Below are 26,213 nucleotides of genomic sequence, written 5' to 3'. Positions count from 1 at the left end.
AGATCCCATGACTCAGATTCTCGGTCACAACTACATCGGCGGTCAGCGCAGCGCCGCCGGCAGCGTCAAACTGCACTCGGTCGACGCCAGCACTGGCGAGGCCCTGCCGCATGATTTCATTCAGGCCACGGCCGAAGAAGTCGACGCCGCCGCCAAGGCCGCCGCTGCGGCTTACCCGACCTATCGCAGCCTCAGCGCCGAACGTCGCGCGCAGTTCCTCGACGCAGTCGCCGATGAGCTCGATGCGCTTGGCGACGACTTCGTTGCCGTGGTCTGCCGCGAAACCGCGCTGCCGGCCGGACGCATTCAGGGCGAGCGCGGTCGCACCAGCGGGCAGATGCGTCTGTTCGCCAAAGTCCTGCGTCGTGGTGATTTCTACGGCGCACGGATCGATCAGGCATTGCCGGATCGCCAGCCGCTGCCACGTCCGGATCTGCGTCAGTACCGCATCGGCCTCGGCCCGGTCGCGGTGTTTGGTGCGAGCAACTTCCCGCTGGCGTTCTCCACTGCCGGTGGCGATACCGCAGCAGCACTGGCCGCGGGTTGCCCGGTGGTATTCAAGGCCCACAGCGGCCATATGGCCACGGCTGAACTGGTCGCCGACGCGATCATTCGTGCCGCAGAAAAAACCGGTATGCCCGCTGGCGTGTTCAACATGATTTACGGTGGCGGCGTCGGCGAATGGCTGGTCAAGCATCCGGCAATTCAGGCCGTTGGTTTCACTGGCTCGCTGAAGGGCGGTCGCGCTTTGTGCGACATGGCCGCTGCACGTCCGCAACCGATCCCGGTGTTCGCCGAGATGTCGAGCATCAACCCGGTGATCGTGCTGCCGCAGGCACTGGCTGCGCGTTCGGAAACCGTCGCGCGCGACCTCACCGCTTCGGTGGTGCAGGGTTGCGGTCAGTTCTGCACCAATCCAGGTCTGGTCATCGGTATTCGCTCTGCGCAGTTCAGCGCGTTTGTAGAGCAAGTCGCCGCTGCGATCGGTGATCAACCGGCGCAAACCATGCTCAACGCCGGCACCCTCGGCAGCTACGGTAAAGGCCTGGAAAAGCTCCTGGCGCACAGCGGCATTGAGCATCTGGCCGGTAATCCGCAGCAGGGCAATCAGGCGCAGCCGCAGTTGTTCAAGGCCGATGTCAGCCTGTTGATCAACGGCGACGAAGTGCTACAGGAAGAAGTGTTCGGTCCGACCACAGTAATCGTCGAAGTGGCCGATCAGGCACAACTGAGCGCAGCGCTGCACGGCCTGCACGGTCAACTGACCGCGACGATCATTGGTGAGCCGTCTGACTTCGAGCAATTCGCCGAACTGACGCCGCTGCTGGAACAGAAAGTCGGGCGCATCCTGCTCAACGGTTATCCGACTGGTGTCGAAGTGTGCGATTCGATGGTGCATGGCGGCCCGTACCCGGCGACGTCCGATGCGCGCGGCACGTCAGTGGGCACGCTGGCGATCGATCGCTTCCTGCGCCCGGTGTGCTTCCAGAACTACCCGGACAGCTTGCTGCCCGAACCACTGAAAAACGCCAACCCGCTGCGGATTCAGCGTTTGGTGGATGGCAAGCCATCGCGAGAGGCGATCTAGCCAGCACTGCGATTTTTTGTGTTGATCGTTCCCACGCTCTGCGTGGGAATGCAGCCCGGGACGCTCTGCGTCCCACTGGAACGCGGAGCGTCCCTTGAGGCATTCCCACGCGGAGCGTGGGAACGATCAGACAGAGATTCCAGCAGGGGCCTCTGGATCACATTGGGCTATCATTGGCCCTTTCCCCCCTAGAAAGACTGTTTGCCATGACTGCCCAAACCCTTCTCAACGCCCTCGAACACTGCGGTATGGTCGAAATCGATGGCCTGCACGCCTTCGAATTCGCCCTCGACGAGGACGATAACCTGCACATCGAATGCATTGATGGCCGTGCAGCCAAGCACTGGGAATTCACCCCGGCGCAGGTCGCGCAAGCGACGTTCGATGAGACGCTGCAGAGCTGGCTGATCGTCGGTTACGCCAGCGACACCAAGACCACGGGCGAGCATCGTCTGGTGTGCCTCGCCGACGTAGTCAGCAGCAGCGACGATGAGGATGACAATAATGAAGATGCGTAATTTCTGGCCTTTGCTGATGGCCGGCAGCGTCGGCGCGATGGGGCTTTCCAGCGCCAGCGCCGACACCTTGCAGTTGCTGGTCGGCTCGTACACCGCCGGTTCCAGCCAGGGCATCTACCGCATGCAGTTCGACAGCGCCACCGGCCAGATCGACGCCAAGCCGCTGCAAGTGGTCAAGACCGAAAACCCGTCCTGGCTGACACTCTCGAAAGACCAGAAGCGTTTGTTCGTGGTCAACGAAAACGGCCCGGGCCAGACCGATCCGGTCGGCCGCGTCAGCAGCTTCGCCATCGACCCGAAGACCCATGCGCTGAGCCTGATCAATCAGGTGCAGAGCCTGGGCAACGAGCCGACCCATTCCAGCCTCAGCGCCGATGCCAAACACCTGTTCGTCAGCAACTACTCAGTGATGCAAGATCCGGGCGGCACCCTGGCGGTATTGCCGGTCGATGCCGACGGCCAGTTGAAACCGGTGGTGCAGATGAGCGGCCACCCGGCCAGTCGGGTCAACCCTGAGCGTCAGGCTTCCAATCATGTGCACTCGACGGTGTCGTCGCCGGACGGGCGCTATGTGTTCTCCAATGATTTGGGCGCGGACAAGGTTTTCATCTATCAGTACGACCCGAAGGCCAATCCACACCTGCCGCTGACCCCGGCAAAAACCGCCTCGGTAGCCTTGCCGGCCGGCAGTGGCCCGCGTCATCTGCTGTTCAGCGCTGACGGCAAACACGCCTGGCTGACCATGGAGATGAGTGCACAGGTCGCGGTGTTCGACTACAAGGACGGCGTACTGACCCAGACGCAACTGGTCGATCTGGCGGCGGGCCAGCCAACCTCGGACAAGGCCGGCGCGGCGCTGCATGCTTCGGCTGACGGCAAGTTTCTCTACGTGAGCAATCGCGGCACGGCCAATCAACTCGTAGTGTTCGGCATTGATCCTGCGACCGGTCAGCTCAAAGAGCTGCAAAAGCGCTCGGTCGAGGGGGATCACCCGCGCGAGTTTGCTCTCGATCCGAGCGGTAAATTCGTCTTGATCGCCAACCAGAAGAGTAACCAGATTGTCGTCGTCGAGCGCGATACCAAGACCGGTCTGCTCGGCAAAACCGTGCAAAAACTGCCGATGGACGCGCCAAGCGATCTGAAGTTTGTAGTGCGACAATAAGCCACAGGCCCCGGTCTGCGGGGCCTGCATCGTTGTATTAATTGCACTGATATCGGCTAATGCTACAAAAGATTTCAAGCGAGCAACCCTCGAGCGTTACGTTTGTTTCACAGCCCGACCGGGCAAACCAAGCAAACGAACACGAGGGTTACCGCCATGAATTTCAATCTCTTCTCCGTCATCGCCGCTTCCGCCATTTCTGCCACCGTGGTATTGCCAGCCGGTGCCAACGTCGAAATCGCCAGCAAAAAATCCCACACCCAGAGCTACACCCAGAAATACCTGCAACAAAGCGCCAACTTCTACGCCGCACTGGATCACAAAACCCAAGCCTGAGCGCACCGTTCTCCTGTAGGAGCTGCCGAAGGCTGCGATCTTGATCGTTCCCATGCTCTGCGTGGGAACGATCAAACAAGAGATCGCAGCCTTCGGCAGCTCCTACGCGTGCGCGTAACCTGATCGTTCCCACGCTCTGCGTGGGAACGCAGCCCGGGACGCTCTGCGTCCCATTGGAACGCGGAGCGTCCCTTGAGGCATTCCCACGCGGAGCGTGGGAACGATCAATCAGAAGATCGCAGCCTTCGGCAGCTCCTACGCGCGTACGCGTTCTCCACTCATAGGTTTTCTCTCGCCGGCAAATAGAGCCGCTAAATAATCAACGAAGCTGATATTCACCATTGCAAACCCTGAGTGGTTGCTTCGGCTTTTTTGATTGATTCTGTGGCCATCGAAACCTTTGCCCACGGAGAACACCATGGCCAGCGCAATCCTCACTTCCGCCAAACGCGGCGCCTACCTGGCCATCGGTCTGTACCTGGCCGTGGTGCTGTTTGTCAGCATCGGCGCGCAAATGGAACACAGCTTCGACGCCCCGATCGACGTCGCCCACCCCGGCATCCAGTTCGAACTGCGCTCGCAAAGCGCGATGGTCGACAGGGCCGAACTCGCAGGAGTCGGCGGCGCATGAAAGGCTACAGACTCTGGGTCATCGCCAGCCTCGCGCTGATGACCAACGGCGCTTCCCTCTTGGGGTTTGGCCAGGGCTCGGTGGGCGGCTTGGCCCGGGCCATAGAGGCCAACCACAACATCGCGCACAACATTGAACGAGCCAACACGCTGGGGCTGATGGCCGGCAATCCACCGGTCAAGGTTGGGGTGGATTTTCTCGGGCCGTTTGAAGTGGATTGCATGGCGCTGGGCATGTGCCAAGCACTGGCCTAATGATCGTTCCCACGCTCTGCGTGGGAATGCCTCAAGGGACGCTCCGCGTTCCACTGGGACGCAGAGCGTCCCCGGCTGCATTCCCACGCGGAGCGTGGGAACGATCAAGAGAGAGAGAGTTACTTCTTCATGATCGAGGTGAACAGGTCGGATTCGAGCAAGCGCTGCAACCAGGCCTGCAAGCGAACATAAGGCGTCTGCGCGAACCACTCCCGATCAACATGAGCGAACTGGCGAATGAAAGGCAGCAGGGCGATGTCGGCGAGGCTCGGATGATCGGCCAACAAGTAGTCACGTCCTTCAAGCAGCTCATCCAGTTTCTGCAGAAATAACGCACCTTCAGCCCGATAAGCTTTCATCGGCTGCTCAGGGTAACGCTCGGCGTACTTGTAGCGATTCAAAGCCGATTTGAAAATCTGATCATTGCCTTCAATCAGTTTCTCCATCCACAGTGCCGCGAACGAATCACCGCCCAGCAACCAATCATCCGGATCATTCTGCGCCAACGCCCAGCACATGATCTGCAGACTCTCATCAATCACCACGCCATCGGCATTCAGCACCGGCACCGTGCCCTTGGGCGAGAGCGCCAGCATCTGCGCCGGTTTGTCCTTCAGGCTGACCTCAACGATCTCCACCGGCACGCCCGCATAACGCAGCGCCATTCGCGCACGCATGGCGTAAGGGCAGCGGCGGAAGGAATACAGCGTGTTCATTTCACCTCCAGCGTGCTCAAACCATTGCCTTGGCGCCGCACCTGAATCTGCACAGGAATCCGTTCGTGCATTTCCTGCACATGGGAAATCACCGCCACCTTGCGTCCCTGCGCCTGCAAGCCATCGAGCGCGTCCATGGCCAGTTGCAAGGATTCCGGATCTAGGCTGCCGAAACCTTCGTCGATAAACAGCGATTCGATTTTCAGCGTGCTCGACGCCATCGAAGCCAGACCCAGCGCCAACGCCAGTGATACGAGGAACGTCTCGCCGCCCGACAACGAATGCACCGAGCGCAGTTCGTCGCCCATTTCCGTGTCCATCACCAGCAGGCCGAGCATGCTGCCGCCACGTTTGAGGCGATAGCGTTTAACCAGTTGGCGCAGCTGCGCGTTAGCGTGGTGCACCAGCAGGTCGAGGTTGTAGGCCTGGGCGATCTTGCGGAAGGTGTCGCCGGTGGCTGAGCCGATCAAGGCACTGAGTCGCGCCCAGCGTTGATACTCGGCGTAGGCGTCAGCGATCTGCCGGGCCAACGCCTGATTGGCGTTCTGTCGGCGCTGGTCTTCCGCCTGTTCGGCGCGCAGTTCGGCGCACTGCTGTTCGCTGACGGCGAACTGGTTTTGCAGCTCGGCGAGGGCGCTGTCCAGCTGTTCGGCGTCAAGATTGCCGTCCTGCCGGGCCTGGTGATCGAGCAGGCGCTGATCGCGCTCTTGCAACAAGACCTGGGCCTGTTCGATGGCTTTTTCGTTGTGCTGAAGGGTCTGACGCAGGTCGGCGACTTGCGCGTCGTCGAAGCGCAGCAAGTCTTCCAGGCCGCTGTCATCCAGTTCCGGGTGGCTGGCGCGCCAATCGGCGATCTTGCCGGCGAGTGCCTGTTCTTCAGCCTCCAATGCTTGCAGGCGATCCTGCTGAGACTTGAGTTCGGCTGCGATCTGCACCAGCTGCGTGCGCACGCTTTGCAGCTCCTCAGCGGTGCTGGTTTCGGCGACGCGCGCCTGTTCCACCGCGTGTTCCAGCTGCTGCTGCCAATGCTCGGCGCTGCTGTGCTCGCCAAGTAACTGCGCGAGTTTTTCCTGACAGCTTTGCTGCTGCTCGGTCAGCGCGGTGAATTGTTGCTCGGCGCTGTGCAGTTGCTGAGTGCGCAGCTGTTGGCGATCCTGTTCTTTTTCCAACGTCTGCTGGCGTTGCTGCTGTTCGCTCAGCTCTTCCTTTTGCTGTTCGAGCTGGGCCAGACGCTCGGCGATCTGCCGATCCAGCTGCATGAAGGTCGCGGCCGGCTCCAGGCGCAGTGCTTCGAGGGTGTCAGCCGGCAGCAGCGGGCCGAACGCGCTGAGTTCTTCTTCAAGACGCTGACGGTCGCTGTTGAGTTCATGCTGCTGATGGCTCAGCTGTTGCGTCGCTTGCTGATGCGCCACCTCGGCCTGACGCAATTGTTGCGACAAGCGCGCCGCGTCCTGTTGCAAGGTGAGCAGGGCGCTTTGCCGTTGTTCGTCCTGAGTGATGCTCTGGTTCAATTGCTCGTTCTGGCGGCTGAGCCAGGCGTCGCGTTTGTCAGCGTCCTGATTGAACAGTTGCGCGGCCAGCGGATGCGCGTCGAGGCTCGGGGCCAGGGCTTGTTGTTGCGCCGCCAGTTGTTCCTGTTGCTGGAGCAATTCTTTCTGTTGCGCGATCACGCCACCGACTTCGCCGCGCAGCTCGATCAGTTTTTCCTTGAGCTGATCGACCACTTGCTGGGCGTTGGCCTGTTCGCTTTCATCGTGACGGCCAAGGCTTTGCAACAGCGCTTCGGGCTGATGATAGGGATGCTCGTTGCTGCCGCAGACCGGGCAGGGCTGATCGTCCTGCAACTGCGCGCGCAACTCTTCGACACTGGCACTGCGCGCCAGCCGCTGACGCTCGAGCAGTTCGCGAGTGACATTGAGGGTCTGCTCGGCGACGGTCAGCTCGGCCTTGGTTTTCACACCGTCCTGGGTCAGACGTTCACGTTGCTGCTGCGCGTCGAGCTGACGTTGTTGCAACTCGGCGCTGCGCTTGTCGAGATCCTGCTGAGACGCCCACAGGCGCGACAGGTCTTCGATTGCGCGCAGCTGTTTGCGGTTGTCCTGCAGCAAAGTGCCGAGCAGGCCGATCTGTTCGGCGACTGCGTCCGGCTCTGCGCCAGCCTCTTTGAACAGCACTTCCAGTTGCTGCTTGTGCGAGGCCAGTTGCTCAGCACTGCGCGCGGCGTTCTGTTCGAGGGACGCCAGTTCGGTCTGGCCCTTGTTCATGCGGTTGCCGATCAGCATCAGCTGTTGCAGACGGTCGCGATAGGCGCTCCAGGCATCGCTCAACGGCGCCAGATGGGCGCTCTGCTCAAGCTCGGTGGCGATGCGTTGCAAACGCTCGGCGACCTCAGCCTGTTTTTCCTGCAAGGTCTGAATCGCGCTCTGGCCATCCTTGAACGCTTGCTCGGCGGTTTGTCGGGCTTCGGCGCTGCTGGCAGTGTCCTTGATCAGACGGGCGAGGGTGCTTTGCTCTTCGAATGCCTGACGCAGCAACGGCGCGTTTTCGCTCTGGCGTTGTTGTGCTTCGCTGAGGGCGACTTTTGCTGTATCGAGGTTTTGCGCCAGTTGCGTCTGGCGTTCGCCCAACGCGGCATGTTGTTGGGTGTGCGCGGCAATCTGCGTCGTCAGTGGCGTCAGCAGCGCATCAAGCTCGGCCTTGCGCGCGAACTGATGGCGTTGCGGGCCAAGCTGTTCCAGACGCGTCAGCTTCACCCGCTCGCCGGCCAGTGCCTGCCATTGCTGTTGCGCGGTTTGCAGTTGTTCGCTGGCGGCTTTTTGCGCGTCCTGCAACTGACGCAAATCCTTCAGCCAACCGTGTTGTTGCTCAAGCTGTTTGAGCTGCGCCTGTTGCGCCTTCATATGTTGCTGCGCGGTGTTGAAACGCTCGTCGAGTTCGGCGCGCGCTTCCGGCGCCAAAGGCGTTACCCCGGTAGCCTGATCCTGCAACAGCTTGTGCGCTTCGCGGGCTTCTTTGGTCTTGTCGAAAGCGCGGCGGCCGAGGCGGGTGTAGAGCGCGGTGTCTGTGAGTTTTTCCAGCAGTTCACTGCGGTCGTTGTCGTCAGCCTTGAGGAACGCGCTGAACTCACTCTGCGCCAGCAGCACAGCGCGGGTGAACTGTTCAAAGTTCAGGCCCAGCGCGGCTTCCAGCTGGGTTTTGTATTCGCCTTTCTGGCTGGCGAGCAGTTGATCCTGATCGATGTCGCGCAGGCTCTGCCGACTGGCCTGGAGTTTGCCACCAGCCTTCTCGCGAGCACGATTGGCTTCCCAGCGCGCGCGATAGCGGCGGCCATCGACGCCGACAAAATCCACTTCGGCATAGCCTTCACCGGTGCCGCGTCGCAGCAAGGTGCGCGGGTCGCCAGTGGCGATTTCACCGTCAGCATCGGGGACTTTGGCATCGCGACCGGTGTTGTTCAGGCGCGGCACGGCGCCGAACAGCGCCAGACACAACGCATCAAGCAGCGTGCTCTTGCCAGCGCCGGTCGGGCCGGTGATCGCAAACAGACCAGCGCTGGCCAGCGGTTCAGCGGTGAAATCAATCTGGAAAGGACCGGCCAGCGAGGCGAGGTTTTTCAAGCGAATGGCGAGAATCTTCATGGCTGCTCGCCCTCCAGTTGCACGTCCTGCAGCAGTTCGGCGAAGTCCTTGAGCGTCTGCTCGTCGACCTCGCTGCCGTAATTGTCGAGCCAGGCGCGGCTGAACAATTCCTGCGGGGTGAGCTGGTCTAGTTCGATCAACGTGCTGCCGTCATCGCTGCCATCGTCACCACGATTGCCGGCGTATTCAGCGGCGATGCGCACCAGTCGCACGGCTTTGCCTTGCAGTGCGGTTTCCACTTGATGGCGCAGATCCGGCTGCGGCTCATCCAGACGCACGCGCACTTCGAGCCAGGGCTGGCGCTGGGTTTCGGCGAGCAGATCGATGTTCGGCAGGTCGGCCAGTTGCAGCAGAATCTCGGCCAGCGGCGCCGGGCCGATGCGTTGCAGATTGACCGAGCGCGGGATCAATTTCGGCTCGACGCCGACCAGGGTTTCACCCTCGAGGACCACATCGAGAATCTGATGCTGATAACCGATTTCGGAGAACGACAGCGGAATCGGCGAGCCGCTGTAGCGAATGCGCTCCTCGCCGTTGACCTTCTGCGGCTTGTGCAAATGGCCGAGGGCGACGTAACTGATGCTTTCGCCGAACAGGCTGGCGGGTAGCGCTTCGGCATTGCCGATGATCAGGCTGCGCTCGGAATCCTCCGACACCGAGCCCCCGGCCATGTGCGCGTGGCTGATAGCGATCAACGCCTGCCCGGGCTGACGCTTGGCATTCGCCGCCGCGATCAGCCATTCATGCACCTGACCGATGCCGCGCAGATAGTTGTCACCCAGATGCGCGCCAGTGACTTCCGCCGGGCGCAAAAACGGCAGCGCCAGACACCACGCGGCGATTTCTCCCTGCGCATTCGGCAACGGCAGCAACAAACGTTCGGCGTCGAGCTGCCCGTCATCCAGCCACAGCACCCGACCCAACGCGTGAGTACGCAAACGCCGCATCAACGGCGCCGGCAGTTCGATCCGCGAGCCGGAATCATGGTTGCCGGCGATCATCACGATGGTCAGCAACGGCTGCTGTTCGTGAGCGCTGACGATGAAGTCGTAAAGGCGTTCCTGAGCTTTGACCGGCGGATTGACCGTATCGAAGATATCGCCGGCAATCAGCAGCACATCCGGCTGCGCCAAGTGCAACTGGCGCAGCAGCCATTCGAGAAAACACGCGTGCTCGAAATCGCGCTCCTGGCCGTGCAGGTTTTGCCCAAGGTGCCAGTCGGAGGTGTGGAACAGACGCAAGGTGGACTCCGCATTTTGATCAAGAGGGTGGCCGCGAAGAAGAACGGGCGGCGAGAGGAGGGGAGTTTACTGGCAAATCACGCCCCTTGCCTTGTCGCGTGTCTGCTTGCACCGGCAGCGGCGAATATTTCGGTAATCGGCCGATGCGGGTGGCGTCTGTGCATCTGCCGCACCAGCTCGCTCATCCGCAACAACTCTTCGCTCGGCTTGGCCCATTGCTCTTTCGGCAATGGCTCGGACCATTCGCGCATGACTTCCGGCACCGCCTGCTTGCCGATTCTTTCCAGCCGACGAATTTCCCATTCGAGCAGACGGTTGGGAATCGTCCATAGGGTCATGACGTGATACAGGTACCAGAAGAACCCCGACAACCGCGAGCGGCGGCCTTCACGGATCTGCTGGTGCATCCGCGCGCGGGCGTTACGGAAAGTGTGCAGGCCTTCGTGGGGCGGGTCGTCCGGGCCTTGCAGATCCTGCAAATCCTGAATCGATTGGAGGTCGTTGACTTCGTACTCCATGTAACCGCGAATCGCTTCCCAGTGGCTGATCGCAAGCTCCAGGCCGGCGCATTGGAATTCCTGGCTTATGAGGGTTTCACCTTGGTAGAAACCGATGCCCATACCGTATTGGCGATGGATCCCGAACTGGGTGGCGCCCTTGGCTTCGATGATCCACGCGCAGAGCGACTCCCACGGGACAAAAACCGGCTCGGTGGCGCCTTCGGGCATGAAGCAGACTTCGCGGCGTTGGCGGTTGAAGCGGGTTGGGATGAGGGAGAGGCGTTTTTTGTGGACGTGGTGCCAGACGCCCAGGCCGATACCCAAGGCCATAAAACCCGTTAATAACGCCAATTTGTAAAGGGCAAGAAAAACACTCTCAATAATTTCCTGAATAAACTCCCAGTTATCTCCAAACATGAGCCCAATAAAGCCTCCCACCAGTGGATATAGAAACGCGATCATGAATGTGCCACTGAACGGTCCTCCTAAAGTCATCTGCCACATGAATACCTGCGGGTTTCCCAACCCGAAGTCCATGTAAACACTGTTTAGTACCCCTATATGAGGCCCGTAGGGTGGCGTTTGTGTTGGTAATGGCAAGGGCGCGAGATAGGTAATTTTTCCACTCGGAAACGGCTCTACATCGCCCGCTTTTCTGATCACCTCACATTGCGCATCAACAAGAGGCTCATTTTGATTATTCAGCATGGTCAGCCCTTTCGAGGTATTGATTTTCAACCAGCAGAACCATCGGGTTTTCCTTGAACGAGCCGGGAGCAACAACTGCGAAATGGCCGTCACCCCGAGGGTCTCTCGCCTCGGCCAACATCAACCGAAACATCCGCATCCAACGCGGTCCTCTGTGGAAGCGAGCCTGCTCGCGAAGGCGCTCAAACAGGCAAAAAACCTCCCACCCTCTGGCCACAAAACTGCTCAACATCAGCACTCAGCTCGCCTGCAAACCTCAGCGAAAATCTGCGTAATCGGCCGATGCGGCTGGCGCTTGTGCATCCGCCGCACTTGTTCACTCAGTCGCAACAACTCTTCACTGGGCTTGGCCCATTGCTCTTTCGGCAGCGGCTCGGACCAGGCACGCATGACTTCCGGCAGCGCCTGCTTGCCGATTCTTTCCAGCCGACGCACTTCCCATTCAACCAGGCGATTGGGAATCGTCCATAAGGTCATGACGTGATACAGGTACCAGAAGAACCCCGAAAGCCGCGAGCGCCGGCCTTCACGGATCTGCTGATGCATCCGCGCGCGGGCGTTACGAAAAGTGTGCAGGCCTTCGTGGGGTGGGTCGTCCGGGCCTTGAAGGTCTTGCAGGTCCTGAATCGATTTGAGGTCGTTGACCTCGTACTCCATGTAACCGCGAATCGCCTCCCAATGGCTGATCGTGAGCTGCAGGCCGGCGCATTGGAATTCGAGGCTGATGGGGGATTCGCCGTGGTGAAACCCGATGCCCATGCCGTATTGGCGGTGGATGCCAAACTGGGTGGCGCCTTTGGCTTCGATGATCCAGGCGCTGAGCGACTCCCACGGGACAAAGACCGGCTCGGTGGCGCCTTGGGGCATGAAACAGACTTCGCGGCGTTGACGGTTGAAGCGGGTTGGGATGAGGGTGGCGCGGGTTTTGTGGACGTGGTGCCAGACGCCTAGGCCAATAAACAAGGCAATTAAACCCGTTGAGAAAGCCAATTTGTAAATGGCAAAAAAAATACCCTCAATGACTTCTTTAATGAACTCCCAGCTATCACCTAACAGAAGTCCTATAAACCCTCCCATCAGTGGATATAGAAACGCGATCATTAATGTGCCGCTGAATGGTCCGCCTAAAATGACTTGCCAAGAAAAAACCTCCAGTGTCCCTAAACCGAAATCCATATAAACGTCATTCAGTTCACCAATATGCGGACCGTAAGCTGGCATTGATGTTGGTAATGGCAAGGGCGCGAGATAGGTAATTTTTCCGCTCGGAAACGCCTCAATGTCACCGGTCTTTCTAGGCTGTCGAAGCGGGCGAGTTGCTAATGGATCATCGTGATTATTCAGCATGGTCAGCTCTTTCTAACAGGTGAGCCTCAACCAGCAAAACTGGAGGTTTTTCTTTGACCTGTTGGGGAGTAACAACCCCAAAATGACCCTCACCACGCGGATCGAGGTGAATGACGCGAGTTCGAGATGCCCATTCACCTTTTTTATTCAATGTCTGAACGCACACAGCCAATTCCAGCGTTTCTTTCGCGGGAACAAATTCCGACCCGAGGCCCGCTGGATACTGGAGACAAAGTATCAGTCCTTCTGGGCTGGACTTCACGATGCGCAGGCTGCTTAAAATCTCGTCACTAATGACATCTCGCTGCTCTCGTGGTGCTCCTCGACTGTGCAGCGGAATTGAAATGCGGTGCGCGCCGATACCTAAACGGGAGGTTGGGTTGCCGCCAAACGGACGCAGCAGATCATTCAGCGTTAGGGTCGGCAATGCTAAGTGAATATCGCTGGGTTTGGCTTTGAATAACAGATCCTTCAGCCAAGAGTCGTACAGATTTGGGCCAAGCTGCGCGTAAGGTGCGTGAATTAAAAAAGCCAGATAACTTTGATAGTCATCAAGTGAGTGGTCGCCACGCATCTCGCTATCCCTACTCCACGGTGTGATTTTCAACCATTTATCGTGAGCACTGATGTTGTAGCGGCTGTACAGCAAGCTACCCCCCAGCTCTAGAACAGTAAAAAGTGCTCCAGCGAGATTGAAGCGGAAAAAGACGGTGGATAAACGTGTGCCAGCAGCGGCCCAAGCAGCTCTACGAGCGGCATTACTTGACGCCTTCAATACCTTGAATGTGGAGTGGACAGTGTTGGTCAAACCATAGCCACTAACTGATGTCATGCCACCAGCTCCCATCGTCGCCAATGCAGCTGCGCTTTGCGCCGAATGATTTCCACTGCGAACCGCCTGTTCCCAGTTTTTGCGCTGCGTGACAATACTGTTCGTAGAAGAAGCCAACCCTGACAAATATGTAAAAAAACCCAATCCCACATGCAATTTCCCCATCTGCACGTGCACGGTCTGCAAGGCATGGAGCTGAACGCTTGCCACTAGAGAAGCGCAGCGAACTTTTAACGCCGTATCAGCAAGACTTTGTGCGGCACTAAATCCCGCCGCTCCCGTTGCAACGACTGAATTCATCAACGAGGTCCACACTCTTTCATTTACAGCCTGCCTGCGCAGCTTCCGATAAACCCCCACCAAATTCACCACCTGCACCAACACCACCAACAACCCCATCCCCTCCGTCCGCACCAGACTCGCCTTCGAAACCCCCGCCACCCCCGCACGAATATTCTCCAGCAACCCGCGCAATTCCCCGTGCTGCGCCGGTGGAAACACCACCGTCACGCCCGCTTTCGCCGGGGTGGCGCCGTACAGCCGTGCCGAGCGATCCGGCAGTTCATCAATCGGGCTCAACGCCGCCGCGAGGCGGCCTTCGAACAGCGCCAATTGCGTGCGCACGCGGACGATTTCCTGCTGCAATTCCACCGCCCGGGCGGTTTTGTGGCCCTGGCGGTTTTTGTTGTGGGTGAGCTGGTTGCGTTCGCGGTTGAGGGTTTTCAGGTAGTCGCGCTCGCGCAGCACTTCCTTGATCGTGGCTTGCAGCGCCGCTTGCTCCGCCGGGGTGGATACGGTGAAGGTCACGCCGCTGGTTCGCGCGGCGTCGAACACGCGCAGGCGCAGGGCTTTGGGCAGGCGCTGGAACAGTTCGTCGAGGTCGGGAATTTTCTCGCCCGCAAGATCAAAACCTTCCAGCGCCCGGCTCAGGCCGAGGTTCAGCGCCGGGCTGTAGGTGTCTTGCACGGCATCGGCGAGGACTCGGCTGTGTGCGGGCAGGTCGTCCAGCGCGGGCAGCTGCGGCTGCTCGATGCTCTGCAATTTGGCCAGCCAGTCCGGCAGGTTGTTGAACATCGCCATGCCGGCGTTGAATAGCGTTGAATATTGCCCGGCCTGTTCGGTCTGCAAGCGCAGCGGCAAGGTGTAGAACAACGGGCGGGTCAGTTGCGGGTGCTGCTCGAGGTAACCGAGCATTTGCTCATTGGCCGCGTCGCTACGGCCGATGTCCTTGAGGCAGGCGTATTCGCTGGCGAGCGCCTGATCGATCTGCACTTGCCCGTCGAAATACCACGCAGAGCGATGGAAACGCCCGGCGCACAGCAGTTGCGCGCGATCGGCGGTGATGCGTTCGAGCAGGCGATTCCAGCGTCCGAGGTTGTCGCGATGACTGTTCAGAACCTCGTCCATCGCCGGGCGGTCGATCAGGTCGTTGATGCCGCGTTTGCCGCTGAGCAACGGGCCGTCGAGCACGTCTCTCATGCGTCGGTTCTGATCCTTGCCGAGGTCGACCAGTGTGTTCAGATGACGCTCGACGAAATCGGCCGGGGCCACTTCAGCAAAATATTCGCGGGTGTAAAAGCGCCGATCTGCCTCGGCGGTGACGCGAGCGTGCGCGGTGAAATCAGGGGCGACGCCGTCGAAGCGGTTCAGCGCCAATGACTCGTCCAGTGCCTTTTCCCGAAGCTGTTGCAATTCAGGCGTGGCTTCGACTGCAACTGGCTCGACCTCACCACCTTTGTTCAGATAGTCGAGCAGCGCCTGCCGGGTATTTTCCCGATCCGGCTCGGGCAATTGCTCCAGTTCAGCAAACAATGTCTGGGCGCGCGGATCGTCGCTGGCCTTGGCCAAAGTGTCGAAGTCCTGAGATCCGAGCTGGCTCAGCGACTCGATGTAACTGGCCAGCAGATAGTCGCGCTCGTTGTTGTCGGTGTTGCTCCACTGCTCGACCCAGCCGACCACCAGGTCCTGATAATCAGCCAGATCGCGCATCACGCCGAGGTCGTCGTTGACCAGCAGAAACAGCGTGTCGTCCTGATATGGTCCGCGCACCCGCCCGAGAAATTCGCCGATATGCGCCTCGCGAAAACGTCGCGGGTTTTCCCACAGATAGGGCTCACGCTCGTGCTCCGGCGCGTCGCTGACCTGCACCGCCGGCATCCGCGTCGCGTCCGCCTCGGCCAGCGGTTTCGCGGTGCAGGCCACTTCCGCCAGCCACTGTTTGGCCTGGGCCACGGTGAGCAGATGCTCGCCGCCGATCAGACAATGCACCGGGCCGAGATCGACCGCCTGCATGAAGTGCTCGCGTTCCTCCGCGCTGTCCAGCACCTGTCGGCATTTCGCCGCGCTCAACTGCACATCGGCGAAGGTCACGTAAAGGGTGCTTTTGCGCGAAAAGATCAACGCCGGACGTTCTTCGATGGCGCTGCGCTGATCCTCGCTGACGCTTTTGCCGCGATGCAGCAATGCGCTGATGACGCCTTCAAGCACGCGGTATTCGTAGAGCTCGCCGCTGAGACTGTCGACGATGTACAGCCAGCCGTCGCGCAGGCGGCGGATGCCCATGGGGCGCGTGGTCAGGGTGTACGGCAGCGTGAGCTCGGTGCTGGGATCGAAGGGTTTTTCGACAAGGCCGTACGCGAGGGGCAGCAGTTGCACGTGGGTGTTGCGCAAGGGGCAGGCGGCGGGGCCGATGATCGGGGCTTTGGACGCTGCGGCTGCCGCGAGGTTGGCGGGGTGCATCATTGAGCACATTTCCCTGTATCTGTTTGTGACAGAGAAATGTGCGTGTATCTGGAAAACGACAGCAGTCAGATCTTTCTGTGTTTTGCGTAGGAATCGAACACTCGGGATGTAACCTACGAGGGATCGACTGAAATCTTACAGAGGTTACTTCGGATGAATCGTGAGTAGCTCGAAATGCGTACCCGCGGTCGCCAACCGACGCAGGGCAAACAGAGCCTTTAACAGGCGCATTGCCCGAGGATACGGGCTGTACCGCTCATCGAAACCGATTGTTAAACCCATCCATTGATTGACGCCAAAATAGTGGCCACCTAATATCATGCCGGATGATGCGCCATTGTAGAGACGCCAGCGACTCCTTGCGCTCATCCGCGCCGCTGTCCGGCCGAGCATGGCACCTGATCAGATCGATTATTGCCCGTTACAGGATCTTCTACATGGACGTTCGTCGTACGTATTCCTCGCGCACCAGTCTCCTGCCCCTGTGGGCGAACTCATCAGTTCATTGGCATGCCCAAGCGCGGACAAACGTTCCTGCTGGCAAACATCATGGTCTTGCAGCCACTATGAGCGCAGGCCGATGGCCTCGTCGTTGCCAATCCCAGTATCTCGCTGGATCGTGCGGGTAATGGAGCAGAACCAGGGACAAACCAAGTTCTGATAAACAGAGATCTGTCCCCCAGGTCCCCTACGGCGGAAAATCGTGTCTGGAGCCCATGCAATGCATCTGATCAACTCTTTACCCTTCGTCATCGACACTGAACCCTATGACGCGTGGAAGCAGCAATGGGCAAATCAGGAAGGCCTGGATATTCATTCGTATATCAACGACCAATGCCACCCGGAACAGATATTGATGTTTTCCACGTTGCTGTTCCCGACGTTCATCGTGTCAGAGGGAGGCGTCTTCCTCGAGCGAAATTTTTCACACGAAGCGTTCGCGCGCTGCGTGAACCTGGCCGCTGGCGACATGGCGGAGGTTGAGCTGCTTATGAATTGTGTGAAGATTTATGATGTTTTTGGCCAATACGGAAATGGTGTATCGCCCAGAATATTTCTTCAGCTGTGCGAGATGATCGGGTTTGCCTGGCGAATGGTGCTGAAGGAGAAATTCCCGGACACATTATTCACTGTCGAGGTGTCGAACTCGGATGAGGATTACGGCCCGGTGGTTACGTTTTGTCAGGTGAAACAATGATTGATCCCATTCCCAACGCTCGCTGATAAAAGATTTTTTGTCTTGATGTGCCCGTCTCAAGACCGTGTGCGAGCAGTTACTTTTCTTGAGTTGAGCCACCAATACAATGCCTAAATTTTCCTGTGTTTGCGGTCAGATAATCAATTTGTCTCATGGTACGTCCGAGTCAGAATATTCGATGGTTGCCGAGCGAAAGATAGATGAGCTGGGTGCTGCCTTGGCAGATCGTTGGTTGTCAGAGGAAGAGTTCTATCAGCAGATAGGAGCGGGTGCTACTACTGTTTATCGATGCAATAAATGCGAACGACTACATATTGATCAAGGTGGCGGTAAATTTTCTTCCTATACCAAGGAAGTACGTTAGGGCGCGCCCACATGCGTTGCGGGGAAAGAGTAGAAACTGGATTGTTCGCCAGCAAGAGGCTTCAAATGGACTTTTCAATTGCGGAATACGGATTGGTCGGCCCCCTGAATGGAAAACTGTCCAGAGCTCAAGTGCGCGAAATTCTGGGAGCCGGTTTCGAAGTGTTCTGGAAAACAGCTGACTCCTTGAATACTACGGATGCTTATTTTCAGCTCGACCTTCATGTCTACTACGACGCGCGCGATATGGTTAAAGGGGTAGAGTTTTTCGAAAGAAGCACGGTGTCCTGGAACGGCCACAGGCTGGTAGGCGAAACATCCTCGGACGTGTTGGCTTTGTTTCGTCGCCACGGTATTGATCCCGTCATTGACGATGACGGATTTGAAGTCGGTGAGTTGGGTATGGGGTTCTATGTTGACGATGACGACGACTTGATCACCACTTTATATATCAGTCTGCGTCGCGAAAACTCATTCAATGGTGTCGTGCCCTTGCAGGAGGCATAGATGATCATCTGCCCAAGATGTCAGCAGGATTACATTGTCTGTGCCCATGTCAACGCCACTGGGAAAGAGTTATTCATGTGCCCAGAGTGCGACGCTACCTGGTTTTCAATTGAGGCGATCGGCGTTGCGCCTTTTCTGGATTTTGGGACTTATATGGAAAGCATAGGCTTGTCGATGCTATGGGGCGAGTTGGACATTGTTTCCGGTTCAGAAGACTCAAGAAATGACAGTGTATGATCCGGCAATGAAGTGAGGTTGTTATGAAGGAGTTGTTCGGTCAGCCATGCCGCCAGTCAGACCCTTATTGGATTGTCAAAGGGTATTTTGACCGGATGTATGATGATGGCCGTTTCATCGAGGCTGCGGGCTATATTGTGAGGCGTTGGGGGTTCAGTGTTGATGGAGCATACTGTAACTTTCTTGATGTAAATAGCTCATTTGAAGAGGGCCATTTCGAAGGAGTGGAGTTTTCTTATGGGTATCCCTCTAGCGATGCAGACACAATTATTATCAGTGAAGAGGTCTGCATGGAATACCTTCGGCTAGCTTGTGATAAGTACCTACAGCGTCATCCTGAATATAAGGCGAAAGTCGATGTTCTCTTGAGTGAGAGCCATGTCTGATAAGTAAAAAGTGTGCCATTTGTTCAGCGCAGCCAAAAGTTATCCGATCAAGAGAAAGTTGAAAGATGAAAGATGAAAGATTTCGAGTCAGTAAAGAAACTGATTATCCAATTGGTGAAAGATAAAGCCGGTGATTTTGATGGTGGCAGTTGGGAAGCTGATTACAAGCTGAACTGGGAAGACGAGTTAGCGGAAAGGCTAGCAAACGCTTTCTACAATATGTCCAGAGCGGCATCCGCCAAAGAAAATACAGATGATGTCATGTTGAAAGCCGCGTTGCTGAATTCACGAACGGACTTCATGGATCTCGCCAATTTTTTCAGGGATATTTTCGACGATTTGGATGCACTGCTGCGCAAGCCAGTCTGGCCGGATATTCCAGAAGGATTTGATTATCAGGGCTACCACCAGTGAGTTATCCATAGGTGCAGAATGCGACGACATCGGGTCTTTAGTAAGGGGCGCGGGCGTCAAGCGTGACCATCTTGGAAGGACTCGCGCATCTTTCTTGGTTCAGGAGATCCCGGAAAAGATGACAATGGTATTTAGTTTTTTAAGTCGCGGTGATCTCGGATTGATTCACGCTGGCATGTCCCGAGAAGAATCAAGGAAGGCGCTTGGTGATCGGTTTGAGGCGTTTTACAAAGCCGAATATTCGACAGTACCGACCGACGCTTACGATGATTTAGGCGTGCACGTTTACTTTGATGAGCGCTACCGGGTCTTTGGCGTTGAGTTTTTGAAATGGAGTGAGCTTGTTTGGGACAACCAGAAACTGGTCGGTGAGAATGCGCTTGTGGTTCGACAGTTTTTGGCCAAGCGAGGAGAGGTTCTGGTTTTCAATAATTCAGGCTTCAGTGTCACTGGCGTGGGTTTAAGGTTTTATGTGCCTGATTTCGGGGAAAACGACGCCATCGTTGAGGCTGTCTATGTAGAAGTTGGTGGCGCATGAGGAGAGGCGCGGGAAACAAATAGCTTATGGATTGGACATCTCAGAGGAACTCAGCTTCAGTCGCAATCTGGAGGTTTTACAGTGATTACCGAAGACATAAAGATCATCCAAGAGATTTTTCAGGTGGTCGAAGCCGGCATCGTCCATGGCTATGACGCGTTCCGTTATGGCGTGGAGTTGGGGGAGGGCTACATCGAGACGGAGCTGTGCGTTGAGAAAGATGGCGTCGAGGACTGGAACGCTGAAACTGATATTAACGGGGCGATTATCCTTCGTTTGGTCGACCAGCTTCAGGAAAACGCAGTCAAGCGTGGCGAGCCATGGAAGTCATTCGTCCTCTCCTATCGAGAAGGCGAACAAGTCAAAACGAAATTCGCATATTGATTCCGGACTTTCAGATCAAAAGATCGCAGCCTTCGGCAGCTCCTACAGGGGATACGTACCCACTCTGTAGGAGCACCGAAGGCTGCGATCTTTCGCTTTTCACTTCGGATAAAGCGGCGGCAATCCACTCTCACTCACCGGATCCTGCACGCGCTCGGCGGCGGGAATAGTGCGGATCGCCCGCCACAAATCCTCACCCTGCCAGTGCTGTCCCGTCTCGCTGTACAGCGCTCCATTCAACCCATCCAGCGCATCCGACAACGGCACAAACCGCGCCGCCATATCCGCCAGTGTCTCCGGCTGTTGCCGCGCCCAGGCGTCCAGTGCCTGGCGGGTGGCGTGGGGGTCGTTGGCCTGGCTGGCGCGTTTGATGTCGTCGAGCAGGGTGCGTGGGCTAGGGCCGGTCTGGGCGGCGCGGTGGATTGCCGGTTGCCAGCGGGCGCGCCACCAGAGGCCGAAGCCGAGCAGGGTGGTGCAGGCGAGGATCAGGGTGCTGAGTTTCCACCACCACAGGGTGTCGTTGTCGGGCGTACTCGGTTGCAGGGTGCCGGCCGGGGTGTCGATTTGCAGGCTGGGGTTGTTCGCCACTTGCAGGGTGCGCGCGGGCAGGCTGCTGTGTTCGAGGTGGTCTTCGAAGGTGTTCCACCAGACCACGTCGACGGTTGGCAGGTCGATCGCGCCGCTGCGGCTTGGCACCAGTGCTTCGCGTTCTTCGCGGCTGCCGATGATCCCGCGGTCGCTGCTCTGGTTGCTCAGCACCGGTTGGTCGGGGTAGCGGCGCAGGCCGTTGACGTCGGTGGCGGGCAGGGCCGGCAGTTGCGAGCTGGCGAGGCCTTCGACTTTCAGGGTCAGGCTGCGGGTCAGGGAATCGCCGACCTGAGTGTGATCCGGTTCCGGGCTCCAGCTTTCGCTGAGGCTGAGGCTGCGCGCCGGCAACCATGGCGCATCGACCGGGTAGGTCAGCGGTTTCGGTTTGACCGTCAGCGGAATCGACGCCGAGCTGACGCGCATCAGTTTGCCGGGCTTCGGCCCCGAGGCGTCTGCTGATGGTGCGGTATCGACCAGCGTGGCGCTGAACGTCTGCGGGGCGATGGTCAGCAGGCCGCTGTGTTGCGGATAGATCGCGTAGCGCATCTCGATCACGCCGTGGCGCAGACCGTTGATGTCTTTCTCGTAGGTGCGCGTGTCGCCAAGTTGTTCGATGCGCGCATCGGCGATTTGCAGCGGGCTCAGGCTGCTGTCGTCGTACAGCGAAACCGAGTGATAAATGCGCAAAGTCAGGATGGCCTGGGCCTGCACGTAGACGCTGGTCTGGTCGAGGCTGGCTTCGATGAACACCGGATCGAGGCTGTTGTTGTCTTCGCGGTTGTCGCTGGCGATCACCTGCACGGTGATCGGCTGGCTCTGTGCTTCGCCCAGTTGCAGCGGCGGAATCACTACGCTGCCGTTTTCTTTTGGCAGCAGGGTGATGATCCAGCGTGTGGTCGCGCGGTTGTCGCCGTTGAGGGTGTTGAGCTGGTTGACCTGGCGCGTGCCGCGCACTTCGAACAGCGCTTCCAGCGCCGACAGATCGGGCTTGCCGAACTGGGTGACGTCGTCAGTTTCGAGGGTGAGCTCGACCGTCTCGCCGGAGTTCAGGCGACTGCGATCCACGCTGGCGGTCAGCACGGCCGCTTGAGCGGTAGTCGTGCAGATCAGCAGGGGCAGCAAGAGAGCGGTGAAGCGGGTCATCGATTGTTTTCCTGATCCTGATGTTGTTGCTGTTCGTACCAGAATTTGCGCCTGAGCAGTTCGCCCGGGTCGTCCGGGATCTTGCCCAGCCATTGTTCGAGCGCCTGACGCTGCTCGCCTTCGAGGTTGTTCTCGCTCGGGCGCAGGGTCGGCACCGTGTCGGTTTCCTCTTCCTCGTTGCTGCCGGGGATTTCATTGGGGCCTGGCAGCGGCGGGGCGGTCGGAGGCGGTTCGCTGGCCGACTCGGTCGGTTGCGCCTCGCTCTGGGTTTCACTGCTCACCGCCGGAGGGGGCGCGGTGGTGGGCGAAGGCTCATCGCCGGGCAGACTTTGTTCGTTGGGCTGGTTGTCCGGTTCGGGCGGCGGCGGGGCGTTTTTCTGCTTCAGCAGGTTTTCCACCAGCGCCTTGTTGGTCTGCGCCGGACGCAGATCCGGTTGCAGCTCGAGCGCCTGTTCGTAGGCATCGATCGCCGCTTCCAGCTCGCCGCTTTTCGCCAAAGCGTTGCCACGATTGTAGTGGGCGCGGGCATCGCTGCCCTCGGCGAAACGCTGAGCGGCGCCACTGTAGTCGCCGGCCTCGTACAACGCCACCCCTTGCCATTGATGATCGTCAAAATGCTGCGCGGCTTCGGCCGGGCGCTTCTGCTTGAGCAGGTGCAAACCTTGCTGGTCGGGGCGCAGCCACAAGTCTTCGAAGTCGAAAGCGTAGCTCGGTTGCGGCAGGCACCACAGCAGCGGCAGGCAGAACAGCCAGCCACGGCGCCCGGCACACGCAGCCAGCAACAGCAACGGCAACAGCAGCCAGTAACCCTGATCGGCCCAAGTATCCAAGCGCACGGTCTGGCCGTCGTCGCGCAGGCTGCGCGGGCCGTTGAGCAGGCCAAGAGCGCCAAGATCAGCTTCGTCAAGACGCGCCGGGTGATACTCGCCGCCCACGCTGTTGAGGAAAGTCGCGAGACCAGGGCTGTCGAGTTGCGGCACGCGGATCGCGCCTTGCTCGTCCTTGAGGAAACTGCCGTCTTCCTGGGCAATCGGCGCACCTTCAGCGGTGCCGATGCCGAGCATCAGCAGTTGCGTGGACTCGCCATTGAGCGCACGGCGAATGCCGCGCCGTTCCTCTTCATTGAGCGACGAACCGATCAACAGAATCCGTCCCTGTCCCAGCGCACCTTGCTTGAGCAACGCCAGCGCCTTGTCCACGGCCAGATCGGCGCGGTGGCCGGCTTCCGGCATCAGCGATGGCTTGAGCGCGTCGAGCAGATTGCGACTGGTGGCCAGATCATCCGACAGCGGCACCAGCGTGTGCGCGCTGCCGGCATAAACGACGATGGCGGTCTGCGCATCGCTGCGCGCCTGCAACAGGTCGAACAGCTTGCGCCGCGCCTGTTCCAGACGCGTCGGTGGAGAGTCGGTGGCGAGCATCTCCGGGGTCAGTTCGAGCACCACCACCAGCGGGTCAGCGGGTTTCTGGCTGGTCTGTTCGACGCGCTCCCAGCTCGGCCCGAGCAAGGCCAGAATGGTCAGCAACCACGCCACGCCTAGGGCGATCCACGGCAGTTTGCTCTGGCGCCCGCTGCCGCCACTGAGCAGCGCAGCGTGAAATGCCGGCGGCAGAATCATCTGCCAGCGCCCGGCGCGTTTCTGTCGGTGCCAGAGTTGCCAGAGCAGCCAGCCGAGCAGCGGCAACAGCAGCAGCCACCAAGGGCGGAACCAGTGCGGCCAGAGCGCGATCATCGGCGCCTCCGCAGGCGCAAACGCTGCAAGCGCTCACGCCAGTCCGGCAGCGGACTTTGCAAATACAGTTGCTTGGTAAACAGGCGTTGCAGCGGGTTATCCGGCCACAGTTCGCGGACGACCAGCAACAGACTCAACCACAGCGCCAGCGCCAGCGGCCAGTGATACAAGGCTTGCGCCGGGCGTGCCTGAGTCGGTTGCTGGGTCACCGGTTCGAGCTGATCGAGGGTGTCCTTGATCGCTTGCAGCTCCAGGCCGTCATGGGCGCGGAAGTACTGGCCGCCGGTGATTTCGGCGATGGCCTTGAGCGCCGGCTCATCCAGATCAAGGCTCGGATTGACCCCGAGCAGGCCTGTCGAGCCGCTGTCCTCGGGATTGGCGCCGATGCCGATTGGATAGATTCTGACGCCTTCGCTGGCGGCCAGTTTTGCGGCCGTCAGCGGATTGATTTCGCCGCCGTTGTTGGCGCCGTCGGTGACCAGAATCAGCACGCGACTTTGCGCCGGGCGCAGGCGCAGGCGTTTCAGCGCCAGACCGATGGCATCGCCGATCGCGGTGTTTTTGCCAGCGATACCGATCCGCGCTTCGTCGAGCCAGATGCGAACGGTGCGCCGATCGAAGGTCAGCGGCGCTTGCAGGTAGGCCTGGCTGCCGAACAGGATCAGGCCGACGCGGTCGCCGTCGCGGCTTTCGAGGAAATCGCCGAGCAAGTGCTGCACCAGCGACAGACGACTGACTTCTTCGTCCTGCCATTGCATGTCGGGAAAATCCATCGAACCGGACACGTCCACCGCCACCAGCAGATCACGGCCACTGGCGGCAATCGGCAGCGGTTCGCCGAGCCATTGCGGGCGCGCGGCGGCGATCGCCAAGATCAGCCACAGCAAGATAAACGGCGCCTGCTGCCGCCACGCCGGCAAGTTCGCACGCGCGCGGCGGCGGGCGAGGCCTTCGAGGTCGGCGAGGAAACTGACTTTCAGCGCCGGCTCGCCGCTGTCGGCCACCGGCAGGACCAGACGCATCAGCCACGGCAGCGGCAACAGCACGAAGATCCACGGCCAGGCGAACTCAAACATGTTTGCGAATCCACGTGTCGACCGCTTGGGTCAGGCCGGCGATGGCTTTGTCGTCAAGTTTGCATTCCGGTTTGTACGCGCCTTCGACCAGCACCATCCAGCGCGTCAGGCCGGCAGCGGGGCAGCGGTTATCGAGGAAGGCCAGCCATTTGCGCCCGTTGAGGGTGTGGCTCTGGCTGTACGGATAGTGGTTGCGGCACAGGCGTTTGAGCAGGCCGTTGAGTTGTTGCAGCCAAGCGCCGGCTGGTGCACCGTCGTAGGGTTTGGGCATTTGCGCCAGTTCGGCGAGCGCGGCGATGCGCACCGGATCCAGCGGCTGCTCGGCGCGCACCACCGGGCGTTTCTTTATCGGAATGAAACGCCGTAGCTTCCATACGGCGAAACCCAGCAGCGGCAACAGCAGAAGCAGCAGCCACCAGCCGGGCGCCGGCGGCCAGAAGGCGATCGGCGGCGGCGAGATCAGCGGTTGCAGTTGTTCGAGGCCGTTCATCGACCTTTCCCCGGACGCTGCGGGTTAAGGAACTCGCGCATCTGCTCGACCATTTCGCTCTGCGTGCTCAGCGGCATCAGCAACACCCGCAGCTTTTGTGCGAGCAGCTCCCAGCGAGCGATGCGCGCTTCGGCCTGGGCGCGGTAGGTCTGGCGCAGGTCGAAGTTCAGCGTGTCGATCTCCAGTTGCGCGCCACGTTCGGCGAAGCGCAGCAGGCCGGCGGCGGGCAGGGCGTGATCGAGTGGATCGGACAGCGGCAACATCAGCAGATCACAATGCCGCGCCAGCAGACTCAATTGCTGCTCGGCGCTGTCGGACAACGCGCGCTCATCGCAAATAACGATGGCCAGACTGCCCGGCCGCAGCACTTCCCGCGCCCGGCGCAAGGCCACGCCGAAGGCATCGCGATCCGGCTCGCGCTCGCTGTGCAGCGATTGATTGACCTTGACCAGCCGGTTGAGCAATTGCAGCAGGCTCTGCTTGCTGCGCCGAGGCTTGATTTCGTAGTGCTCGTTATCGCCGAACACCAGCCCGCCAACGCGGTCGTTGTGCCCCAGCGCGGCCCAGCCAATCAACGCTGCAACCTGCGCCGCCAGCACTGACTTGAACATCAGCCCCGAGCCGAAAAACAGCCGCGTGCTTTGCTCGACCATGATGAAAATCGGCCGCTCGCGTTCTTCATGGAACAGCTTGGTATGCGGCTCCTGCGTGCGCGCAGTGACGCGCCAGTCGATGGTGCGCACGTCGTCGCCAGCCTGATACACCCGCACCTGATCGAAGTCGACGCCACGGCCACGGAATTTCGAATGATGCAGGCCGATCAGCGGGCTGCGCTGACTCGGCGTAGAAAACAGTTGCACCTCGCGCACGCGGTGACGCATCTCGATCAGCTCGGCGAGGCTGATGCGGATACCGGGTTCGGAGGTCAGGGCGGCGTTCATGG

At 59.4% G+C, this 26,213-nt stretch carries 24 protein-coding genes; 13 read left to right on the top strand and 11 right to left on the bottom strand.

Translation table 11 applies throughout. From position 1 onward, the window contains the following. Positions 1-7 precede the first annotated feature (7 nt). From PSH90_RS15235 to PSH90_RS15210, 6 genes are all read left to right on the top strand, one after another. The gene (locus PSH90_RS15235; protein WP_305380926.1) at positions 8-1,588 is read left to right on the top strand and encodes an aldehyde dehydrogenase (NADP(+)); all 1,581 of its coding nucleotides are present in this window, start codon (positions 8-10) and stop codon (positions 1,586-1,588) included. Positions 1,589-1,794: 206 nt separating this feature from the next. After that, the gene (locus tag PSH90_RS15230) at positions 1,795-2,106 is read left to right on the top strand and encodes a DUF5629 family protein (RefSeq protein ID WP_252884354.1); all 312 of its coding nucleotides are present in this window, start codon (positions 1,795-1,797) and stop codon (positions 2,104-2,106) included. After that, positions 2,093-3,268, top strand: coding sequence for a lactonase family protein (locus PSH90_RS15225; protein ID WP_305380925.1), 1,176 nt, complete (start codon positions 2,093-2,095; stop codon positions 3,266-3,268). Before PSH90_RS15230 ends, PSH90_RS15225 begins: the two co-directional genes overlap by 14 nt. Positions 3,269-3,424: 156 nt before the next feature. Next, entirely contained in the window at positions 3,425-3,604 is a 180-nt protein-coding gene (locus tag PSH90_RS15220; protein WP_016775003.1) for a hypothetical protein, read from the top strand. Between the two features lie 418 nt (positions 3,605-4,022). After that, positions 4,023-4,235, top strand: a complete 213-nt coding sequence (locus tag PSH90_RS15215; RefSeq protein ID WP_039763920.1) for a hypothetical protein — start codon at positions 4,023-4,025, stop codon at positions 4,233-4,235. Further along, entirely contained in the window at positions 4,232-4,489 is a 258-nt protein-coding gene (locus tag PSH90_RS15210) for a hypothetical protein (RefSeq protein WP_252867745.1), read from the top strand. The genes PSH90_RS15215 and PSH90_RS15210 overlap by 4 nt, the downstream gene beginning before the upstream one ends. 119 nt (positions 4,490-4,608) lie before the next feature. Here PSH90_RS15210 and PSH90_RS15205 read toward each other — a convergent pair whose 3' ends face one another. From PSH90_RS15205 to PSH90_RS15180, 6 genes are all read right to left on the bottom strand, one after another. Then, positions 4,609-5,205 carry a glutathione S-transferase gene (locus PSH90_RS15205; protein ID WP_252867744.1) on the bottom strand — a complete coding sequence of 199 codons (597 nt, stop codon included), beginning with the start codon at positions 5,203-5,205 and terminating at the stop codon, positions 4,609-4,611. Beyond that, positions 5,202-8,843, bottom strand: coding sequence for an AAA family ATPase (locus PSH90_RS15200; RefSeq protein WP_305380923.1), 3,642 nt, complete (start codon positions 8,841-8,843; stop codon positions 5,202-5,204). Before PSH90_RS15200 ends, PSH90_RS15205 begins: the two co-directional genes overlap by 4 nt. Further along, positions 8,840-10,084: an exonuclease SbcCD subunit D C-terminal domain-containing protein gene (locus PSH90_RS15195; protein ID WP_252867742.1), complete on the bottom strand. Its 1,245-nt coding sequence runs from the start codon at positions 10,082-10,084 to the stop codon at positions 8,840-8,842. The genes PSH90_RS15200 and PSH90_RS15195 overlap by 4 nt, the downstream gene beginning before the upstream one ends. A gap of 77 nt (positions 10,085-10,161) precedes the next feature. After that, the gene (locus tag PSH90_RS15190; protein ID WP_252867741.1) at positions 10,162-11,322 is read right to left on the bottom strand and encodes a hypothetical protein; all 1,161 of its coding nucleotides are present in this window, start codon (positions 11,320-11,322) and stop codon (positions 10,162-10,164) included. 201 nt (positions 11,323-11,523) lie between these two features. Then, on the bottom strand, positions 11,524-12,639 hold the full coding sequence (locus PSH90_RS15185; protein WP_252884350.1) for a SoxR reducing system RseC family protein: 1,116 nt from the start codon (positions 12,637-12,639) through the stop codon (positions 11,524-11,526). After that, entirely contained in the window at positions 12,629-16,210 is a 3,582-nt protein-coding gene (locus PSH90_RS15180) for a toxin VasX (protein WP_370695143.1), read from the bottom strand. The genes PSH90_RS15185 and PSH90_RS15180 overlap by 11 nt, the downstream gene beginning before the upstream one ends. Positions 16,211-16,934: 724 nt before the next feature. Between PSH90_RS15180 and PSH90_RS15170 the strand changes: the two genes are divergently transcribed. From PSH90_RS15170 to PSH90_RS15140, 7 genes are all read left to right on the top strand, one after another. Beyond that, positions 16,935-17,411, top strand: a complete 477-nt coding sequence (locus PSH90_RS15170; protein ID WP_252867737.1) for a hypothetical protein — start codon at positions 16,935-16,937, stop codon at positions 17,409-17,411. A 429-nt stretch (positions 17,412-17,840) separates the two neighbouring features. Next, positions 17,841-18,281, top strand: coding sequence for a hypothetical protein (locus PSH90_RS15165; RefSeq protein ID WP_252867736.1), 441 nt, complete (start codon positions 17,841-17,843; stop codon positions 18,279-18,281). Then, complete coding sequence (locus PSH90_RS15160) at positions 18,282-18,518, top strand: hypothetical protein (protein ID WP_252867735.1); 237 nt, start codon at positions 18,282-18,284, stop codon at positions 18,516-18,518. It abuts the gene before it with no gap. A gap of 23 nt (positions 18,519-18,541) precedes the next feature. Beyond that, the gene (gene cdiI / locus PSH90_RS15155; protein ID WP_252867734.1) at positions 18,542-18,904 is read left to right on the top strand and encodes a ribonuclease toxin immunity protein CdiI; all 363 of its coding nucleotides are present in this window, start codon (positions 18,542-18,544) and stop codon (positions 18,902-18,904) included. 72 nt (positions 18,905-18,976) lie between these two features. After that, on the top strand, positions 18,977-19,318 hold the full coding sequence (locus tag PSH90_RS15150; protein ID WP_236169866.1) for a hypothetical protein: 342 nt from the start codon (positions 18,977-18,979) through the stop codon (positions 19,316-19,318). Positions 19,319-19,436: 118 nt separating this feature from the next. Next, complete coding sequence (locus tag PSH90_RS15145; protein WP_236169867.1) at positions 19,437-19,856, top strand: hypothetical protein; 420 nt, start codon at positions 19,437-19,439, stop codon at positions 19,854-19,856. A gap of 81 nt (positions 19,857-19,937) precedes the next feature. Next, positions 19,938-20,240 carry a hypothetical protein gene (locus PSH90_RS15140; protein ID WP_110645657.1) on the top strand — a complete coding sequence of 101 codons (303 nt, stop codon included), beginning with the start codon at positions 19,938-19,940 and terminating at the stop codon, positions 20,238-20,240. A gap of 99 nt (positions 20,241-20,339) precedes the next feature. On the opposite strand, the gene PSH90_RS15135 is transcribed toward PSH90_RS15140, so the two are convergent. From PSH90_RS15135 to PSH90_RS15115, 5 genes are read right to left on the bottom strand one after another with little or no spacing between them, the layout of a single operon-like run. Continuing rightward, positions 20,340-21,971 (bottom strand): BatD family protein, encoded by a 1,632-nt coding sequence (locus PSH90_RS15135; protein WP_252867733.1) that lies wholly within the window; start codon positions 21,969-21,971, stop codon positions 20,340-20,342. Further along, on the bottom strand, positions 21,968-23,704 hold the full coding sequence (locus PSH90_RS15130; RefSeq protein WP_305380919.1) for a VWA domain-containing protein: 1,737 nt from the start codon (positions 23,702-23,704) through the stop codon (positions 21,968-21,970). The genes PSH90_RS15135 and PSH90_RS15130 overlap by 4 nt, the downstream gene beginning before the upstream one ends. Beyond that, on the bottom strand, positions 23,701-24,780 hold the full coding sequence (locus tag PSH90_RS15125; RefSeq protein WP_305380917.1) for a VWA domain-containing protein: 1,080 nt from the start codon (positions 24,778-24,780) through the stop codon (positions 23,701-23,703). The genes PSH90_RS15130 and PSH90_RS15125 overlap by 4 nt, the downstream gene beginning before the upstream one ends. Then, positions 24,773-25,270 (bottom strand): DUF4381 domain-containing protein, encoded by a 498-nt coding sequence (locus PSH90_RS15120; RefSeq protein ID WP_065616204.1) that lies wholly within the window; start codon positions 25,268-25,270, stop codon positions 24,773-24,775. Before PSH90_RS15120 ends, PSH90_RS15125 begins: the two co-directional genes overlap by 8 nt. Next, positions 25,267-26,211 carry a DUF58 domain-containing protein gene (locus tag PSH90_RS15115; RefSeq protein WP_150635093.1) on the bottom strand — a complete coding sequence of 315 codons (945 nt, stop codon included), beginning with the start codon at positions 26,209-26,211 and terminating at the stop codon, positions 25,267-25,269. The genes PSH90_RS15120 and PSH90_RS15115 overlap by 4 nt, the downstream gene beginning before the upstream one ends. Positions 26,212-26,213: the final 2 nt, after the last annotated feature.

It is taken from the genome of Pseudomonas sp. FP1762, assembly GCF_030687105.1.
Lineage (GTDB): Bacteria > Pseudomonadota > Gammaproteobacteria > Pseudomonadales > Pseudomonadaceae > Aquipseudomonas > Aquipseudomonas siliginis.
The sequence above is the reverse complement of the archived record's forward strand: the minus strand, read 5'-3'. Positions and strand labels throughout refer to the sequence as shown.

Excerpts from the sequence above, each read along its gene's own strand:
- PSH90_RS15235 (WP_305380926.1), top strand. The coding sequence starts at position 8 with ATGACTCAGATTCTCGGTCACAACTACATCGGCGGTCAGCGCAGCGCC.
- PSH90_RS15150 (WP_236169866.1), top strand. The coding sequence starts at position 18,977 with ATGAAAGATTTCGAGTCAGTAAAGAAACTGATTATCCAATTGGTGAAA.
- PSH90_RS15200 (WP_305380923.1), bottom strand. The coding sequence starts at position 8,843 with ATGAAGATTCTCGCCATTCGCTTGAAAAACCTCGCCTCGCTGGCCGGT.
- PSH90_RS15130 (WP_305380919.1), bottom strand. The coding sequence starts at position 23,704 with ATGATCGCGCTCTGGCCGCACTGGTTCCGCCCTTGGTGGCTGCTGCTG.
- PSH90_RS15135 (WP_252867733.1), bottom strand. The coding sequence starts at position 21,971 with ATGACCCGCTTCACCGCTCTCTTGCTGCCCCTGCTGATCTGCACGACT.
- PSH90_RS15210 (WP_252867745.1), top strand. The coding sequence starts at position 4,232 with ATGAAAGGCTACAGACTCTGGGTCATCGCCAGCCTCGCGCTGATGACC.
- PSH90_RS15125 (WP_305380917.1), bottom strand. The coding sequence starts at position 24,780 with ATGTTTGAGTTCGCCTGGCCGTGGATCTTCGTGCTGTTGCCGCTGCCG.
- PSH90_RS15180 (WP_370695143.1), bottom strand. The coding sequence starts at position 16,210 with ATGCACCCCGCCAACCTCGCGGCAGCCGCAGCGTCCAAAGCCCCGATC.
- PSH90_RS15145 (WP_236169867.1), top strand. The coding sequence starts at position 19,437 with ATGACAATGGTATTTAGTTTTTTAAGTCGCGGTGATCTCGGATTGATT.
- PSH90_RS15115 (WP_150635093.1), bottom strand. The coding sequence starts at position 26,211 with ATGAACGCCGCCCTGACCTCCGAACCCGGTATCCGCATCAGCCTCGCC.
- PSH90_RS15225 (WP_305380925.1), top strand. The coding sequence starts at position 2,093 with ATGAAGATGCGTAATTTCTGGCCTTTGCTGATGGCCGGCAGCGTCGGC.
- PSH90_RS15230 (WP_252884354.1), top strand. The coding sequence starts at position 1,795 with ATGACTGCCCAAACCCTTCTCAACGCCCTCGAACACTGCGGTATGGTC.
- PSH90_RS15220 (WP_016775003.1), top strand. The coding sequence starts at position 3,425 with ATGAATTTCAATCTCTTCTCCGTCATCGCCGCTTCCGCCATTTCTGCC.
- cdiI (WP_252867734.1), top strand. The coding sequence starts at position 18,542 with ATGAAGGAGTTGTTCGGTCAGCCATGCCGCCAGTCAGACCCTTATTGG.
- PSH90_RS15205 (WP_252867744.1), bottom strand. The coding sequence starts at position 5,205 with ATGAACACGCTGTATTCCTTCCGCCGCTGCCCTTACGCCATGCGTGCG.
- PSH90_RS15160 (WP_252867735.1), top strand. The coding sequence starts at position 18,282 with ATGATCATCTGCCCAAGATGTCAGCAGGATTACATTGTCTGTGCCCAT.
- PSH90_RS15170 (WP_252867737.1), top strand. The coding sequence starts at position 16,935 with ATGCATCTGATCAACTCTTTACCCTTCGTCATCGACACTGAACCCTAT.
- PSH90_RS15120 (WP_065616204.1), bottom strand. The coding sequence starts at position 25,270 with ATGAACGGCCTCGAACAACTGCAACCGCTGATCTCGCCGCCGCCGATC.
- PSH90_RS15215 (WP_039763920.1), top strand. The coding sequence starts at position 4,023 with ATGGCCAGCGCAATCCTCACTTCCGCCAAACGCGGCGCCTACCTGGCC.
- PSH90_RS15185 (WP_252884350.1), bottom strand. The coding sequence starts at position 12,639 with ATGCTGAATAATCACGATGATCCATTAGCAACTCGCCCGCTTCGACAG.
- PSH90_RS15165 (WP_252867736.1), top strand. The coding sequence starts at position 17,841 with ATGGACTTTTCAATTGCGGAATACGGATTGGTCGGCCCCCTGAATGGA.